The organism is Rothia sp. 11273D007AR, from assembly GCF_053547255.1.
In genome coordinates this window covers 24,140-40,599 of sequence record NZ_JBPPWJ010000007.1, presented here as the reverse complement: position 1 = coordinate 40,599, position 16,460 = coordinate 24,140, and the positions used below count along the sequence as shown (strand labels likewise).

Below are 16,460 nucleotides of genomic sequence, written 5' to 3'. Positions count from 1 at the left end.
CAGCATGCATACTTTTTCTTCGGAAGCCGGCTCCACCAGGGCCGGCTCCTCTTCCCGCACCTGGGTTCGGGTAGTTCTGGCTGCCCTGCTGACCCTGGCCTGGCTCGCCGTGGCAGGTATCGGCGGTCCCTACTTCGGCAAAATCTCCGAGGTCTCGACCAATTCCCAGACTGACTTTTTGCCCGCCTCTGCCGAATCTACCCAGGTGGTAGAGCAACAGGGCGATTTCCTGGGTACCGACGCGGTGCCCGCTATTCTCGTCTTTGAAGCCGACGGCTCCCTCACTGACTCCCACCAGACCTACCTGGAGGGCCTGACCGACCAGCTGGCGGCGTCCGGAACTTTCACCGGTGAAAGCTCACCCGTGATTTACTCAGAGGACGGCCAGGCGGCAGAGCTCATTCTCCCTATCTCCACCGACCAAGAGACCCGGGAGGTCGTTGACGGTATCCGGGCAGAGATAACCCAGGCCCCCGACGGTCTGACCGGCTACGTGACCGGTCCGGCTGGTTTCTCTGCTGACCTGGTCGAAGCCTTTGGTGGCATCGATGGCATCCTGCTAGCGGTGGCCCTCATTGTGGTCTTTGTGATTCTGCTGGTGGTCTACCGCTCACCCCTGCTGCCCATCATCGTGCTGTTGAGCTCCATGGTTGCTCTCTCTGGCGCTATCTTCGTTATCTGGCACATGGCCAATGCAGGCTGGGTCATGATCAACGGCCAGGTGCAGGGTATTCTGCTGATTCTGGTGGTGGGCGCTGCCACCGACTACTCCCTGCTCTATGTAGCCCGTTACCGTGAGGCGCTGACCCAGTACACCTCCCGCTGGGAGGCAACCCGCGCTGCCTGGCGCGGCTCCCTCGAGCCGATTCTGGCCTCCGGTGGCACCGTGATTGCCGGTCTGCTCTGCCTGCTGCTCTCTGAGCTGTCGTCTAATAAGGCTCTGGGGCCCGTGGCTGCTACCGGTATTGTGCTGTCGATGCTGGCCTCGCTCACCTTCCTGCCCGCCGTCCTGGCCCTGCTGGGCAGGGTCGCCTTCTGGCCCGCCCGCCCCCGCTACTCATCTGAGGTCAAGGACGCCTCCGCCGGCTTCTGGGCTAAAATTGCAGCTTTCGTCTCGTCTAGGCCTCGCAAGGTCTGGTTGGTCACCGCCCTGGTGCTGGCTATCTTTGCGGGCTTCTCGGCTACCTTCCAGGCTAACGGTGTGCGCCAGTCCGATCTGGTGCTAGGGGAGTCCCAGGCTAGAGACGGCCAGAACGTGCTCGCGGAACACTTCCCCGGCGGTTCCGGTTCCCCGGCTAACGTCATTATTCCCGCAAGCGAGCAGGACGATGCCGTGGCAGCCCTCGATACCCTAGACGGGGTAAGCTCCATTGCTGCTGTCGCCCAAGACTCACCTGCCGGTACCGTGCCGGTGGGGGCGTCCGCTGAGTCCGCCCCGCCCGTTTTTGCCGGTATCAGCCCCACCGAGGTTGAGGGGCGCGTCATGCTCCAGGTAACCCTGGCTGACCCCGCTGACTCACCGGAAGCAGAAGAAACCGTGCGCCAGATGCGTGAGAGCCTGGCCAACGCAGCTCCCGGCTCCCTGGTGGGTGGAACCACCGCGTCTGACCTCGATACCATCGACAGCGCCCAGCGCGACCGGGCCCTGATTATCCCGGTAGTGCTGGTCGTTATCACCCTGATTCTGATGGTTCTGCTGCGCTCAATTCTGGCACCGCTGATGCTGGTGGCTGCCACCGTGCTCTCTTACCTCACCGCCCTCGGCGTCTCAGCCCTGGTCTTCAACCACGTTTTCAATTTCCCCGGTGCTGACCCCACCGTGCCCCTCTACGGGTTCGTCTTCCTGGTCGCTCTGGGTATTGACTACACCATCTTCTTGATGACCCGTGTACGAGAAGAAGCCCTGCATCAGGGGACCGAACAGGGCCTACGAACGGCACTGATTGCAACGGGTGGCGTGATTACCTCAGCCGGTATCGTGCTTGCGGCAACCTTCGCCGCCCTGGGCGTCATCCCGCTGATTTTCCTGGCCCAGCTTGCCTTCATTGTGGCCTTCGGCGTGCTGCTCGACGCCACCGTAGTGCGAGCCCTGCTGATACCCGCCCTCGTGGAAGATATCGGCAAGAAAATCTGGTGGCCCTCGAAGCTCTCCCGCTGAATCTAGCTCGCTGAGCCGAACTGCTGAAACCCATGCAAAAGGGCCTCCCTGTGTGCCAGGGAGGCCCCAATTTTTTGAGTTCAGGTGATTAGTCGGCCAGGAACTTCAGGTAGTCAGCAACGAACTGATCAACGTTCTTCTGCTGCTCTTCGTCCAGTTCTAGCTTGCCGGTGCCCCAGGCCTCACCGGGGATGCGGACGCCCAGGCCCTCGCCCTCCATCAGGTCGGCTCGAACATAGGGGACCAGGCTACGCAGGTGCTCGCGCACGAACTTACCGTAGGTTGAGTTGGCGACCGAGGCAACGCCGACCTTCTTGCCGTTAAGAACGGTGGGAGTGGTGTTGTCACCCGCGATGACGGCGCGTGAGGCCCAGTCAATCAGGTTCTTGAGACGGGCGGGGTAGGAGCCGTTGTACTCGGGGGAGACCAGAATCAGACCGGCCGCGTTAGCGATGTCGGCGCGCAGCTTCTCGACGGAAGCGGGGGCGGGGAACTCGGAGTTCTGGCTGAGCAGGGGGACGGCTGAGAAGTCGTAGACCTCGGCGCTCTGCCCTTCGTTTTCAAGGGCTTCAACGAGCTGCTCTGCTAGCTGGGTGTTGAAGGAGCCGTCGCGGTCAGAGCCTGAGATAACGAGAATTTTCTGTGACACTGGTTTTCCTTTCACATTTGCATTTTTCTTTAGACCACACCCTATAAACTTTACAATGCAAGTATTTATGACGCTGTGTGACCCTACGAGGGCAAAGCGGGCAACAAAAAACCGCCCCCGGCTAGATCCAGGGGCGGTTGTGCTTGGTCGGGATGACAGGATTTGAACCTGCGGCCTCGTCGTCCCGAACGACGCGCGCTACCAAGCTGCGCCACATCCCGATTGTTGCGTATAACAACCTCTCAAGTATAGCGCGGCGGTCTTAAGCCTGCCAAATCACCCCGATTTAGCCCTCGGTACTGTTGTTCTCTTCCCAGGCCCGGGCCATGGCGGCAAAGCGTCCGCCGGCCTCCACCAGGGCCGCGGGGGAGCCGTCCTCAACCACGCGCCCGTCCGACACCACCAGCACCCGGTCGGCGGTAAGGACCGTGGAGAGGCGGTGCGCAATCACCACAGAGGTGCGCCCCGCCAGCAGGGACTCAAGCCCCTGCTGCACCAGCTTTTCGGTCGGAATATCGAGGGAGGCGGTGGCTTCATCGAGAATCAGGACGGCCGGGTCGGCCAGGAAAGCGCGGGCAAAAGAGATGAGCTGACGCTGCCCGGCAGAAACCCGCCCGCCGCGCTTTGACAGGTTGGTGTCAAAGCCCTGGGGCAGGCTCATGATGAAGTCGCAAGCCCCGACCTTTCGGGCTGCCTCAAAGACCTCTTCGTCGCTGGCGGCGGGGTTGCCCAGGCGGATGTTGTCAGCCACGGTGCCCTTGAAGAGATAGGCCTCCTGGGTGACCATGACAACCTCCCGGCGCAGTTGCTCATCGGAGAGGTCCCGCAGGTCTACCCCGTCCAGGGTCAGCTGACCGTGGGTGACGTCGTAGAAGCGGGCGATAAGCTTGGCGATGGTTGACTTACCAGCACCTGTTTCACCCACCAGGGCTAGGCGCTGACCCGCAGGAATATCAAGGTTCAGGCGATGCAGAGCAGGGCGGCCACTGACGTACTCGAACTCAACCTCATCAAAGACCAGGTGCCCCGTTGCTGGGGTCTCGCGCTGGGCCGGACGCTCGGGCTCGGCAACCTCAGGCTCTTCAGCGAGAAAGCCTGAGACTTTTTCGAGGGCAGAGACCGCTGACTGGAACATGTTGTAGTAGTCCGAGAGCATGAAGATGGGTTCAAAGACCCGGTTGGCGTAGATGACCAGGGCCAGCAGTGTGCCAGCCTGCATGGAGCCGCCCAGAATGGAGTAACCGCCAATGACTAGCACAATGGCCACGAAGGTGTTACCCAGGGCCTGTAGGGCTGGCATGTAGGTGCCATGCACCTTGATGGACTGCATGACGCGCACTCGGTAGTCCTCGGCGGCGTCCGCGTAGGCTGCACGGGAGCTTGCCTCGGCGCGGAAGGCCTTGACGGCGGCCAGGCCGGTGAAGGTTTCGGCAAAGCGGGAGATGATGCGGGCGGACGCCACCCGCTGGGCCCGGTAGGCCAGTTCAGATTCGCGGCGGAACCAGGCGGTCAGCCAGGCGACGGGCAGCATCATGACCAGCAAGGCCAGGCCTGCCCGCCAGTCCATCAGGCAAAGAGCAACCACGGTAAAAGAGATAGAGAGCAGCATGGCTGCTAGCTCGGAGAGACCGGAGTCAAGGAACTGGCGAATCGTATCGAGGTCGCTGGTCAGGCGGGAAATGACCCGACCTGAGGTGTAGGTGTCATGAAAGCCCACAGACAGTTTCTGGGCGTGCTCAAACATGCGCTGGCGCAGGTCGAAAAGCACTTTCTGGGAAATCTTATAGGTGAGCAGAATGTTGGTGTAGGTGGCTAAGCCCGCGATCAAAGCAGCCGCTACGTAGAGGGCAGCTAGGGTGATGGCGTAGCTGCTGTCCCCGGTGAGAAGAGGCTCCAGGGCATCGTTAATGGCCGTGGAAATCAGCCAGGGCATGGCGGTGGTCAGGGCGGTTGCCAGAATGACCAGGAAGAGAGTGAAGAGTAAATGACCCCGCACCGGCCGTAGGACATCAAGCAGAAGGGCAACCGAGCGCTGCCGTACCATCTTGGCCTCTTCGCGGCTGAGGGTGATCCTGTCTTCGGCATCGGAAATCTTGTGTGCTGCCACGGTGCTAGCCCTCCTCGCTCTCGTGGGCCGGAGCCCCGGCGTCCTGCCCTGCGGTAGGCAGAGTGGTGTCAGTGCTCATGAGGTCGCGGTAGACAGGGTTGTCCAGAAGCTCTGTATGGGTGCCCACCGCTGCCACCTGCCCCTGCTGCAAGAGCACAACCCTGTCGGCCAGGGCCACTGTGGAGGGCCGGTGGGCGGTGAGCAGGGTGGTGGTTTCGGTCAGCTCCTGTTTGAGTAGGCCCACCACCTTTTCTTCGGTCGTCACATCGAGGGCAGAGAGCGGATCATCGAGCAGGAGGACGGCCGGGCTCGCGGCGATAGCGCGCGCTAGCGAGAGACGCTGGCGCTGGCCACCAGATAGGCTCATACCTTCTTCACCGATGACGGTATCGATTCCCTCAGGGAGCTGGTACACATAGTCAGCGGCAGCCACGGTCAGGGCACGGGTCAGAATGGCCTCTTCCTCAGCAGGGGTAAGTTCGCTGCGGTCTAGACCCAGCAGGACGTTATCGCGCACGCTCGCCGAAAACAGCAGGGGGTCTTCAAAGGCAATTGCCACCTGGGAACGGAGATCAGGTAGGGGAAGGGAGGCGATATCGCGACCGTTCAGGCTGATGCTGCCCGCAGTCGGCTCATAGAGCCTCTGTACCAGCTGAAGGACGGTAGATTTACCCGACCCGGTCGAACCGACCAGGGCAATAATCTCTCCCGGGCGCACCTGCAGAGTAAAGCCGGTGAGCACCTGCTGCTCCTGCTCCCCGTAGCTGAAGGTGACGTCCTTAAAATCGAGGCGGGCAGCTGCCGCTTCGGGGCGCTCGCGGTGGGCAGGCAGAATGTCGATATCTTCACCGGCCTCGCCCACCATGACCTGGCGGTGGCGGTCCATCGAAACACTCGATGCCAGATACATGGAAATCAGCATGCCCGAGCGCTCCACCTGGGTAAACAGGATGGTGGCGGTTGCGAAATAGCTGGTGAGGGCACCGACGGTCATGACGTCCGTACTGACCAGGTGCAGGCCCCAGAGGAGAGCCAGGCAGAGGGAGGCTCCGCTAATGAGGGTGGTCTGCATACGGACCCGCCCCATGGCCCGGCCTCGCGCAACTTCAAGGTCTAGTAGTTCTTGGGCTTCTTGGCGGAACCCGGCCAGGGCATGCGGGCCTCGCCCTAGCGCCTTGAGCACGCGTAAGCCCTGCACCGATTCTTCGACGGTTGTTGCCAGGTCACCGGTACGTTCTTGGGCCTTGCGGGTCAGGGTGCGGAAGGTCAGTACAAACCGCCAGACGCAGAAGAGGGTCAGCGGCATGCTGGCCAGGAAGACCAGCCCCAGCTGCCAGGAGCCGGTAAACATGTAGAAACTACCGACGGTTACCTGGACGGCTACGGTAATGATTTGGATCAGGCCGAAGGCGGTCCAGCGGCGGATAGTGCCCAAATCACTCATGGCACGGGTCAGGAGTTGGCCCGAGGGCCAGCGGTCGTGGAAGGCCACGGGGGAGCGCAGTAGACGGTCGAAGAGGTCGATGCGCATGGTGTTTTCTACCGTGCTGGCGGGTTCAATAACCAGCTGCCTACGCAGGAAGAAAAGGGCAGATTGGGCTAGACCCAGCGCAAAGACCAGGGCGCCGCCTGCCCAGACCGCTCCCACGGTGGGCTGGTCGGTCAGCATGGCATCGACAATCCAGCCCAGCACCTGGGGGATGGAGATAGCGATAATGGCTGCGGTGAGTGCTACGAAAAGCCCGCAGACCCAGCGCGCGCGAATAGGACGGGAGTACTGCCAGAGGGTGATGTCCTGCTCTGTGCGGGCACCGTAGGGCACAGGGGGAGGCGTGGGTATGGGGGAGACGCGCAGTAGTCGAGAAGCCATAGTAATCTATCTTACATTTGCATTCCTGCAAAAACCAGATAGGTTACCGGGCCGTCAGCGTCACCAGTACAGCCTCGGGTGGGCAGAAGAGTCGCACCTGGGCATAGCGTGAGGTGCCCAGGCCAGCCGTTACCTGCACAGGTACGTCCCCCTGGTAGGAGAGGCCCTTAGCCCGGGCCGGGGGTAGGTCACAGTTGGACACTAGGGCCCGCCCACCCGGGAGGCACACCTGCCCACCGTGGGTGTGGCCCGCGAAGATAGCCTGGGCGCCGTCGTCCGCAAACCGGTCCAGGGTGCGCAGGTAGGGGGCGTGGCAGACACCCAGGCGGACGCTCGGGCCCGGCTCCGCGCTGAAAGCTGTGGGGGAGAAACCGGGGTGGCGGTCGTACTCCAGGTGGGGGTCGTCCACCCCGGAGAATTCTAGGCGCAGCCCTCCGAGGGTGAGCGTCTCATAGCGGTTAATCAGCCCTACCCAGCCGCGGGCATCGAAGGCATCGTGCATTACCTGGGTGGGGAGTACCGCGCGGGTTTGGTCGTTGGCCTCGTCCCCGGTGTTCTTCTTCCAGAGGTAGCGGGCCGGGTTTTTGGGCACCGGGGCAAAGTAGCAGTTAGAGCCGGGCACATAGACACCCGGGAAATCCAGCAGGGGGTCCAGGGCCTCTAGTAGGGCGGGAAGGCCATCGAGATGGGAGAGGTTATCGCCGGTATTGATGACCAGGTCAGGCTCTAGCTCGGCTAGAGAATGCATAAAGGCGGTTTTCTGGGCCTGCCCCGGAATCATATGCATATCCGAGATATGCAGAATCTTAAAATCGGGGCTACCTGCCGGCAGAATCGGCAGGGTTTCCCGGCGCACCTGGAAGTTATTGAGCTCAATAAAGTGGGCATAAGCGGCCGTGGCGGCCCCAGCTACGGCACCCGCTGCCAGAACCCCTGAAAGGGTCTGAGCCAGGGTGCCAGCTGAAGCCGCCACGCCACGAGAATTCTGAGAATTCAAGGGAGTCCTTACTGGTTAGTACCAAGAACCGTGTTCGAGGGGGTATCGAACTTATCGGTGTTGTAGTTCTTAGCCTGGGCCTGCATGAACTTCTGCCACTGGGCAGCTGCGTAGGTGGCACCGTCCACGTAGTCCAGAACTCTACCGTTGATGGAAAGGCCGTTGAGAGGGCGAGAGGCGTTTTCCATGCTGCCCACCCATGATGCGGTGGAAAGGCCGCGCGTGTACCCTACGGTCCAGGTCTGGGCAGAGTTATCGGTGGTACCGGTTTTAGCGGCGGACGCATCGGTCAGGCCAATACCGCGCTGGTAACCCGAGCCGTCCACCAGAACCTGCTTGAGTACGTAGTTCACGCCGTTGGCAACGTCCTCTTCAAGTACGCGCTCACAGGTGGACTCATAGGTCTTGACCTCGGTATCGCCCTTGCTGACCTTCTCCAGCGAAACAGGCTCGCAGTAGGTGCCGCCGCTGGCAAAAGTGGCGTAGGCCGAAGCCATAATCAGCGGGGTGGTACCCTGGGGCCAACCACCCAGCAGGTAGGCGGGGCGGGTGATGGAATAGGGGTCTGCCCCGTTACCGTCGGTGATGCGGAGCTTGGCCCGTAGGTCGTTGAGGGCACAGGCATCGGTCACCGACGCCATCTTAATGGAGTAGGAGTTAATGGAGTTCTTCAGGCCGTAGGCCACGGTACCCCAGCTCTGGTTGCCGCCTTCAGAGTTGGTGAAGACGTAGCCATCAGCGTCTTCGGAGGTAACGAAGCCGCCCTCCTCGCATTTAGCAGGCCACTGGAAGCTCTTGGGGTAGCTGAGGGAAGTGCCATCAATGGTGGCGTTGACGCCCTTGCCGTCCTTAATCCACTGGGCCAGAATCACGGCCTTGAAGGTTGAACCGGGCTGGAAGCCTGCTGTACCACCGTGGGAGACACTCACGTTGAAGTTGAAGTAGTTATCCGCAAAGTCGCTTGTATCAGAGGGGCCGTAGCCGGAGTTCTGGGCCATGGCAATAATCTTGCCGGTGCCGGGAGCAACTGAAACGAGAGAGGCACTGACACGGTCGGGGTTGTTGGTGGAAGGCTGAGTGGCTTCAACCTGGGTCTTGGCGTCCTTCTGGGCGTCAGGGTCAATGGTGGTAATGATCTTGTAGCCGCCGCGGTAGAGGGCGTTGGTGCGATCGTCCTCGGTTGCGCCGTAGGTTTCGTCGTTCAGGAAGTCCGTAACAGCGTAGTAGCAGAAATGTGCAAAGTCACCGGCGGTAGAGCAACCCATGGGGGTGGTGTGAATATCGAGAGTAATTTCCTCATTTAGAGCATCAGAGTATTCATCTTCGGTAATCTTACCGTCGCGGAACATGGTACCGAGCACCACGTCACGGCGCTCTTTGGATAGCTCAGGATTTACATCGGGGCGGTAAATGTTGGGAGACACCACCATGCCCGCCAAAATGGCCGACTGGGAGATGCTGAGCTCTGAAGCTGAGATACCCCAGTAGTAGTAGGCTGCTGCCTCTACGCCGTAGTTGGAGCCGCCCATGTTAATGATGTTGAGGTAACCCTCGAGAATCTCGTCTTTAGAGAGGTTCTGTTCCATCGAAATGGCCAGCTTGATTTCCTTGACCTTGTCAAGGTAGTCCTTGTTGGCCCCCAAAGTGGAGGCCTCTTCGCCCGACTGCTCAGCAGCGTCAATGAGCAGGTTGTTGACGTACTGCTGGGTTAGGGTTGAGGCGCCCTGGCGGGCGTTCGGGTTGATGATGTTATTGACCAGAGCACGGGCGATACCCATGGGGGAAACCGCGCCGTGGTCGTAGAAGTTGCGGTCTTCGGACGAAAGAATTGCGTCTTTCATGTGCTGGGAGATGTCATCCAGCGCCACATCGGTGCGGTTCTGAGCGTAGTAGGAGGCAAGCTCGGTTTTACCGTCATTCGCGTAGATAACAGACGGCTGCGAACGTGGGCCGTCGCTGAGGGTCGCGGGCAGACTCTTAAACCAGTTCATCGATGCATTAATAGATGCACTCAGTGCCGTTGTAGGGGGCACCATAATCAGCGCCGCAATAAAACCGGCAATGATGCTCAGCGCAATAAACTGAACAAGGTCGCCGGAGCTACGGCGCCTCTTTCGCACATTCTTTGAAGAAGCCATTGCATCAGTTTATCGGCTCAGGGCGAAAAACGCACCGGCGCGCATGTCACAGCCACCCAAGAAAAACCTGTGAGAGGTGTAAGAGTCGTCTTTTTAGCCCCGGTAGTCTAGGCTTGGTGCTATGGAAAAATGGGAATACGCAACAGTGCCCCTGATGATTCACGCAACCAAGCAGATCCTCGACAACTGGGGTGAAGACGGCTGGGAGCTCGTTACCGTGCTCCCCGGTGCCCCCGCCCCCAGCGGCGCCACCCCCGCCGGAAACATGGTTGCTCCCACTCAGGGCAATCCGATCGCCTACTTCAAGCGCAAGAAGGCTAGTAACTAAATACTCACACCAGAACCGGGTTCAGGCTGACCATAGCCACGAGCCCGGTTTTTGGCCCCTAGAAATATTGCTTTTCAAGAAGGTATACCGTGTCAAAGATTGAAGACCGCCTCAAAGAACTTGGCTATGACCTGCCCGAGCTGGCAGCCCCGGTAGCTGCCTACGTTCCTGCCGTCACCAGCGGTAACTACGTCTACACCTCGGGCCAGCTGCCTTTCGTTAAGGGCGAGCTGCCCGCCACCGGCAAGGTCTCAGATTCCGGCGCCGAAGGCTTTGTAGACCCCGAAACCGCGCAGAAACTGGCTAGCCTCTCAGCCCTGAACGCCCTGGCTGCCGTCAAGTCCGTCATCGGCGATCTTGACCGCGTCACCCGCGTGGTCAAGGTGGTCGGCTTCGTCTCATCAGACCCCTCCTTCACCGGCCAGCCCGCCGTCATCAACGGGGCCTCCCTGCTTCTGGGAGAGGTCTTTGGCGAGGCAGGCGTGCACGCCCGCTCAGCCGTTGGCGTGCCGGTACTACCGCTGGACTCCCCGGTAGAAGTTGACATCATCGTGGAATATGCCTAGCCAACCCATGTATACCGGCGCCCTCAAGCGGGTGCCGCCGCCGGCGTCCGCCCCCTACGTCTCGGCGGCGGCTCCGGCCCCCAAAACCCACCCCATCCCGTCAAGCCAGCAGGAATCCGCCCGTACCTGGCTCAATGAGGGGGACTGTACACCGCGCGCGGCTAAGCCTGCCGCCGCGGTCGTTTTTGTGCGTGATGGTGCTTCTGGGCCTGAAACCTTTATGACCTACCGGGTTAAATCTCCTATGGGTCGGGTTGCCTTCCCCGGCGGCCTGGGTGTGCCCGAGGACGCCACCCCCATCGGCTGGGTGGGCCCCAGCGGTGAATACTGGGCCAAGGCCTTCAGCGAGGACGACCTGGGGGCAGCTAACGCTGCCGTAGTTACCGCGGTGCGTGAGCTCTTTGAAGAGACCGGCGTGCTCTTAGCTGGCAGCGGTGAGCTCTCAACTATTGAGCTCACTAGCGGGCACGAGTGTATGGCCTCACGTCTTGCTGTAGCTCAGCAGGATAAAACCTTTGCTGACTACCTGGAACGCCGCGGTCTTAAAATCCGTGCCGACCTGCTCAAGCCCCTAGCCCGCTGGCAGTCACCGGGCTTCTTCCACAAGCGCTACGACATTCACTATTTCACCTGCGCGGTGCCGGTGGGGCAGAACCCCTCCCTGCTCGCCGGGAAGGGAATATGGGGTCGCTGGGTCAGCGTGCGTGAGCTGATTGCCCACCCCATGAGCGTGGAACTCGGTAACGAAATTGGGCAGGAGGACACCGTCGGGGTTCCCTTCCAGGAGCTGGTGACCCCCGGCGTCATGTACCTGCTGGAACAGCTCGCTTCTGCCTCCGGGGCGGTTGCCTTCCTGGCCAAGCGACGCCAGGTTTCCCTCTATCTGCCCGAGGTTAAGCAGGACGCCGCCGGCACCTGCTACCTGGCGGTGCAGGAGAAAAAGGTCTAGTCGTGCCCCTCAAGCATCAGGCCCCCAGCCCAGTACCCATCTCGTTCACACAGAGACTTACCAGATGGGCGACCCTGGGGGCCTGCTTTCTTTTGGTGGTGATTGCCGGTGGCCGGTATGGGGTGGACGCGTTGGGTTTCTTGCTCATCCCCGAGGTTGGTCTTTTCTGCCTGGGGCTTTTTTACCTGGCGGCCCTTACATTACTGGTGTGTGGCACCGCCTATATCCTCAAGAGCCTGGGAAAAATCCCCCAGCCAGATGGAGCTAGAAGCAGCACCCTGGTCTTGCTAACCACCTGGTTCGCCCAAGGACTTCTGTTCTTGCTGGCAAGTGCTCTTGCCCTATTGATGACTCTTTTCTTTATCTTCTTGTTGGTGCTGGGCAATGACTGGACGCGTTATGAGATTGAGGGGAAAACCTACTACCAGGTCAGAACCCCATTTGGGGGTGACTCCTGCAGGCAGCTAGAGCAGGCCTACCTGATATTTGCCCGTGACCTTGGCGATAGCTATGTCTGCTGGTACAACAACTACGACGGCAGGGCTACCCCCACACCGCCGAGCAGCCTGGATGAGATTCGGGTACCAGAGGCCTCAACTCCGTCCGCACCATCAATGCCCGCCCCCGAGCCCACCGGCCACCCCTACTCTCCTGCCCCGCTTACCCCTGTTGAGGCTGAAAACGTCACCGACATCGACGAGAGCGGAACTTTCGGCCTGGTTCTGGCCAACAGCAACGACATCTACGCCGCAACCTATAGCCCCGACCGGGGCCACTGGCTTATGGGCGGAAAAATCTCTACGGTCGGAGCCAAATCCCTAGAGCTCTGCGGCCACCAGCGCCTCAGTGAGACAGTTCTGGTCTACTGCCAAGCCCGTGCCGAAGGAGCCACACTGCTGACCAGCGCAAATAACGGGCTCACCTGGACTACCCACGATCTAGACCCGGCAGCTTCCTACCTGCTAGAGGCCCACTACACCAACGGAACCTACACCCTTGAAGTTGGCTACCCGGCCTGGGTTCCCTCAAGCAGCACCACCCTCATCACCTCACTCGACGGCCTCACCTGGCAGACCCGCTAACCACCGGCGTCCGCCCCCTGCCTCTTCGGCAGGTGCAAAAAACCGGGTGGTCAGCTCAAGCTGACCACCCGGTTTTAGAGTATTGAGAGCAGGCAGGACGCCCGCCCCACCTTAGCGGGAGCGCTGGCGCAGACGCTGCAGGTCGAGGATGACCACAGCGCGAGCTTCCAGACGGATCCAGCCGCGGGAAACGAACTCGGCCAGAGCCTTGTTGACGGTCTCACGGGAAGCGCCGACCAGCTGGGCCAGCTCTTCCTGGGTCAGTTCGTGGGCAACCAGCACACCGTCGGTAGCAGGACGGCCGAAGCGGTCAGCCAGGTCAAGCAGAGCCTTGGCAACGCGACCGGGTACGTCTGAGAAGACCAGGTCGGCTAGGTTCTCGTTGGTGCGGCGCAGACGGCGGGCCAGAGCCTGCAGAACCTGAGCGGAGATATTGGGGGACTTCTCCATAGCCTTGCGCAGGGAGTCGTGCTTCACGCCTGCCAGGCGGGTCTCAGAAACAGCGGTTGCGCTGGTTGAACGGGGTGAGGGGTCAAACAGGGCCATCTCGCCGAAGATTTCGCCGGGGCCCATGATAGCTACCAGGTTCTCACGGCCGTCGGAAGCGGTGCGGCCCAGCTTCATCTTGCCTGAGATAACAAAGTAGAGCTGATCGCCCTGGTCGCCTTCGTAGAAGAGGGTAGCACCGCGTGAAAGGTCAACTTCGGTGATGTCTTCGGTCAGTGCTGCAAAGGCTTCGTCGTCGAGTGAAGCGAACAGCGGAGCACGGCGTAGTACTTCAATATCCATGGTTCTCTTTTACTCCTGATGTGGATCTAAAGGGCGATTCGAGTGCAGTGCCCTGTACACACAGGGCGGGCAGACTTCTAAGCATAGTCTTTGCCTAGTCCATCACACAGCACTTTTATCTGTGACATATTCAACTAATAAGAGCCTACAGGATATTTGATGCTTTCGATACCCAAAGCGCCTAGAGCTTAGTTCCTTCACCGAGAATTTTTCCTGAGTTTCCGCCTATTTTTTCAGGTTGGGAGTGTAGGCTGTGGTATTCCTGTGAGAGCTGAGTCCCGGCAGAGCTCCCCGCGTCCGCTCGGTCTATTTTTGCTGAGGCGGCATAGGGTGGAGCCTAGCCCATTTAGCCTTCCCCGTTGAATGGAGAATCATGACCGTTCTTGACTGGGTCATTATTGCTATTATTGCCCTCTACTTCTTAGCCGGTGTACGGCAGGGGCTCTTTGTCACCCTGGGTACCTTTGTTGGGTTTGTACTGGGTGCGGTTGCAGCCATTTACGCCACCCCCTGGGTCATTGACCAGGTTGATGCACGGTGGTACCTGCTGGCCGGGCTGGGCACGGTACTTGCCTGCCTGGTTTTGGGGCAGACTCTGGGTATGACCCTGGGCAGTGCTATCCGCAGGGCAAGCGACCGCACGCCCCTGCGAGGTCTGGAGCGGCTTGCCGGTGGATTAGTCAACATGGTGCTGGCCTCGCTCGTGATTGTCACGGTGGTGCTGGTCGTCCGGCCCCTGGGTATTCCCTCTCTTACCGCTTTGACCGCAGACTCTAAGGTCATTAGCTGGATGATGCAGATGACCCCGGCCTCCGCCCAAGAGAAGGTCGCCGAGATCCGCGGCCAAATCGTGCAGGCCACTGGCCTTCCTGAAATCTCCCAGCTGCTTTACCCCGAGCAGTCCGCCCCGCTCGGCACCCTTGAAACAGCTGCGCTGGAAGAAGCTGGCTGGTCGGTGGTGCAGGTTGTGGGTGCAGCCCAGGCTTGTAATTACACATCTGAGGGTTCGGGTTTCGTGGTGGACGGTGGTCTCGTGGTGACCAACGCGCACGTGGTTGCGGGCGTGAGCACCCCTACCCTGCTGAGCCGCGACGGTCAGGCTGCAACGGGCGATGTGGTCTACTACGATACTGAACGCGATATCGCGATTATCAGCGCCCCCGATCTTGACCTCACCCCCCTATCCGTCAACCAGGCCGAGGTCGCTTCGGGAACCGAAGTTGCCTTCATGGGCTACCCCGGTGGCGGCCCCTTCACGAGCCGGGCTGCAATAGTTCAGGGGTTGGGTTACACCCAAACCATCAATTCGCAAACAGGTGAAACTAACCCCTCTCGTCTGGTCTATCAGCTTGCTGCCCAGGTGCAGCAGGGTAACTCGGGCGGACCTGTGCTCACCGAGGACGGGCAGGTTATGGCTATGGTCTTTGCCAAGTCAACCCAGAGCCAGACCGGCTATGCCGTCCCGGCGGCGCATATTCTTGAGGCCCTGGCTCAGGTCAGCGCAGCCTCACCCGAGGTTGCTACCGGCCAGTGCGTGCCCAGCTAAGGCTGGGCGATCTGGGTGGGGCGGGCATAGAGAAGATAAACCGCTAGCCCCACCCCCAGCAGAAGTAGCCCGCCTGCGATAGAGGCGGGCGGCAACGTCCCCACCACCAAGCAACAGCCCGCTGCCCCGGCAACCTGCAGGGTGCGCGGGTAGCGGCGGTAGGGGACGGTTTGCGTGAAGGCTGCCAGGTTCGCCACGCAGTAGTAGAGCAGCACGCCGAAGGACGAAAAGCCGATAGCGCTGCGCACATCAAAGAACAGAATCAGGGCGGTCACGGCCACCGCTACGGTGATTTCTAGCCGGTAGGGTACCCCGTAGACCGGGTGCAGGTGCGCAAAGTAGGCGGGCAGGTCGCGGTGGGTAGCCATGGCGTGACCTGTGCGGCCGATGCCGGTGATGAGGGCCAGTAATGTCCCGAGTGCACCGATGGAAGCCGCGATACCCATGAGGGCGCTCAGGGGTGCGGACGACCCTACCGCCGCAGCCAGCGGGGCGGACGTTCCTGCCAAGCCCGCATAACCCAGCTGGTGGATGAGCGCGAGGGCAACTAGCAGGTACAGGGTGCCCACCAGCGTCAGGGTAATGATGATAGCCCGCGGAATGATGCGGGCGGGGTCTTTGACCTCTGACCCCATGGTGGCAATACGGGCGTAGCCGGCGAAGGCAAAGAAGAGCAGGCCAGCGCCCTGCATGACCCCGTAGATAGTTGCCGCCGGGCTAGTGGGTGCGGCGGACGCTCCCGCCCCGCTCCCTGCGCTGGCAGTAATCGCTGCGGGGTCCGGAGCTACCCCGAGGAGAACCGCACCGAAAAAGACGGCCAGGGCTAGGAGCACCAGAGTGACCAGGATTTTAGTGAGGGCTGCGGTACGGGTGATGCCCCTGTAGTTGACGGCGGTGAGGGCGGCAACTGCGGCGATAGCCAGGAGCTTTTCATAGCCCGGTGCCAGATAAGCGGCAAAGGTCATAGCCATAGCGGCGCAGCTGGCTGTTTTACCGATGACGAAGCACCACCCCGCTGCAAAGCCCCAGATATGGCCGAGCTGACGGCTGCCGTAGATGTAGGTGCCGCCTGATTCGGGGTGCTGGGCAGCCAGCTGGGCCGAAGAGGTGGCATTAGCGAAGGCGAGAAAGGCAGCTAGGGCTAGGGAGAGCAACAGCCAGTTCCCAGCTGCTGCCGCTGCCGGCGCGAAGGCGGCAAAGAGGCCAGCCCCAATCATGGACCCGGCACCGATGTAGACGGCGTCGGTGAGGGTCAGCTGCGCCCGAGGTTGGGTAGCCATC

13 protein-coding genes and 1 tRNA gene are annotated in these 16,460 nt (G+C 60.9%); 6 read left to right on the top strand and 8 right to left on the bottom strand.

The features are described 5' to 3' along the window. Positions 1-4 precede the first annotated feature (4 nt). Entirely contained in the window at positions 5-2,158 is a 2,154-nt protein-coding gene (locus ACED88_RS05160) for an MMPL family transporter (RefSeq protein ID WP_449108949.1), read from the top strand. Between the two features lie 88 nt (positions 2,159-2,246). On the opposite strand, the gene ACED88_RS05155 is transcribed toward ACED88_RS05160, so the two are convergent. The 6 genes from ACED88_RS05155 to ACED88_RS05130 form a co-directional block, all read right to left on the bottom strand. After that, positions 2,247-2,807, bottom strand: coding sequence for an NADPH-dependent FMN reductase (locus ACED88_RS05155; RefSeq protein ID WP_449108948.1), 561 nt, complete (start codon positions 2,805-2,807; stop codon positions 2,247-2,249). A 144-nt stretch (positions 2,808-2,951) separates the two neighbouring features. Then, a tRNA-Pro gene (locus ACED88_RS05150) sits at positions 2,952-3,028 on the bottom strand. A gap of 65 nt (positions 3,029-3,093) precedes the next feature. After that, a complete protein-coding gene (locus tag ACED88_RS05145) occupies positions 3,094-4,851 on the bottom strand; it encodes an ABC transporter ATP-binding protein (RefSeq protein ID WP_449109021.1) in 1,758 nt (585 codons plus the stop codon). A 67-nt stretch (positions 4,852-4,918) separates the two neighbouring features. After that, the gene (locus ACED88_RS05140; RefSeq protein WP_449108947.1) at positions 4,919-6,784 is read right to left on the bottom strand and encodes an ABC transporter ATP-binding protein; all 1,866 of its coding nucleotides are present in this window, start codon (positions 6,782-6,784) and stop codon (positions 4,919-4,921) included. A gap of 43 nt (positions 6,785-6,827) precedes the next feature. Next, the gene (locus ACED88_RS05135; RefSeq protein ID WP_409348804.1) at positions 6,828-7,757 is read right to left on the bottom strand and encodes a metallophosphoesterase; all 930 of its coding nucleotides are present in this window, start codon (positions 7,755-7,757) and stop codon (positions 6,828-6,830) included. 32 nt (positions 7,758-7,789) lie between these two features. Next, on the bottom strand, positions 7,790-9,919 hold the full coding sequence (locus tag ACED88_RS05130) for a transglycosylase domain-containing protein (protein WP_449108946.1): 2,130 nt from the start codon (positions 9,917-9,919) through the stop codon (positions 7,790-7,792). Between the two features lie 121 nt (positions 9,920-10,040). Here ACED88_RS05130 and ACED88_RS05125 point away from each other — a divergent pair, with 121 nt between their 5' ends. The 4 genes from ACED88_RS05125 to ACED88_RS05110 all read left to right on the top strand — a co-directional run bounded on the left by ACED88_RS05125 (position 10,041) and on the right by ACED88_RS05110 (position 12,844). After that, on the top strand, positions 10,041-10,247 hold the full coding sequence (locus ACED88_RS05125; RefSeq protein ID WP_185174154.1) for a DUF4177 domain-containing protein: 207 nt from the start codon (positions 10,041-10,043) through the stop codon (positions 10,245-10,247). An 89-nt stretch (positions 10,248-10,336) separates the two neighbouring features. Beyond that, a complete protein-coding gene (locus ACED88_RS05120) occupies positions 10,337-10,813 on the top strand; it encodes a RidA family protein (RefSeq protein ID WP_431464117.1) in 477 nt (158 codons plus the stop codon). Further along, positions 10,806-11,762, top strand: a complete 957-nt coding sequence (locus ACED88_RS05115) for an NUDIX hydrolase (RefSeq protein ID WP_449108945.1) — start codon at positions 10,806-10,808, stop codon at positions 11,760-11,762. The genes ACED88_RS05120 and ACED88_RS05115 overlap by 8 nt, the downstream gene beginning before the upstream one ends. A 131-nt stretch (positions 11,763-11,893) precedes the next feature. Beyond that, positions 11,894-12,844, top strand: coding sequence for a hypothetical protein (locus tag ACED88_RS05110; protein ID WP_449108944.1), 951 nt, complete (start codon positions 11,894-11,896; stop codon positions 12,842-12,844). Positions 12,845-12,955: 111 nt separating this feature from the next. Here ACED88_RS05110 and ACED88_RS05105 read toward each other — a convergent pair whose 3' ends face one another. Then, positions 12,956-13,633, bottom strand: a complete 678-nt coding sequence (locus ACED88_RS05105) for a Crp/Fnr family transcriptional regulator (protein ID WP_449108943.1) — start codon at positions 13,631-13,633, stop codon at positions 12,956-12,958. Between the two features lie 373 nt (positions 13,634-14,006). Between ACED88_RS05105 and ACED88_RS05100 the strand changes: the two genes are divergently transcribed. Continuing rightward, complete coding sequence (locus ACED88_RS05100) at positions 14,007-15,179, top strand: MarP family serine protease (protein ID WP_449108942.1); 1,173 nt, start codon at positions 14,007-14,009, stop codon at positions 15,177-15,179. Here the strand turns inward: ACED88_RS05100 and ACED88_RS05095 are convergent. Beyond that, positions 15,176-16,459, bottom strand: a complete 1,284-nt coding sequence (locus tag ACED88_RS05095) for an APC family permease (RefSeq protein WP_449108941.1) — start codon at positions 16,457-16,459, stop codon at positions 15,176-15,178. The two genes, ACED88_RS05100 and ACED88_RS05095, sit on opposite strands and share 4 nt — an antisense overlap. Position 16,460: the final 1 nt, after the last annotated feature.

Excerpts from the sequence above, each read along its gene's own strand:
- ACED88_RS05115 (WP_449108945.1), top strand. The coding sequence starts at position 10,806 with ATGCCTAGCCAACCCATGTATACCGGCGCCCTCAAGCGGGTGCCGCCG.
- ACED88_RS05140 (WP_449108947.1), bottom strand. The coding sequence starts at position 6,784 with ATGGCTTCTCGACTACTGCGCGTCTCCCCCATACCCACGCCTCCCCCT.
- ACED88_RS05130 (WP_449108946.1), bottom strand. The coding sequence starts at position 9,919 with ATGGCTTCTTCAAAGAATGTGCGAAAGAGGCGCCGTAGCTCCGGCGAC.
- ACED88_RS05100 (WP_449108942.1), top strand. The coding sequence starts at position 14,007 with ATGACCGTTCTTGACTGGGTCATTATTGCTATTATTGCCCTCTACTTC.
- ACED88_RS05160 (WP_449108949.1), top strand. The coding sequence starts at position 5 with ATGCATACTTTTTCTTCGGAAGCCGGCTCCACCAGGGCCGGCTCCTCT.
- ACED88_RS05095 (WP_449108941.1), bottom strand. The coding sequence starts at position 16,459 with ATGGCTACCCAACCTCGGGCGCAGCTGACCCTCACCGACGCCGTCTAC.
- ACED88_RS05145 (WP_449109021.1), bottom strand. The coding sequence starts at position 4,851 with ATGGTACGGCAGCGCTCGGTTGCCCTTCTGCTTGATGTCCTACGGCCG.
- ACED88_RS05105 (WP_449108943.1), bottom strand. The coding sequence starts at position 13,633 with ATGGATATTGAAGTACTACGCCGTGCTCCGCTGTTCGCTTCACTCGAC.
- ACED88_RS05125 (WP_185174154.1), top strand. The coding sequence starts at position 10,041 with ATGGAAAAATGGGAATACGCAACAGTGCCCCTGATGATTCACGCAACC.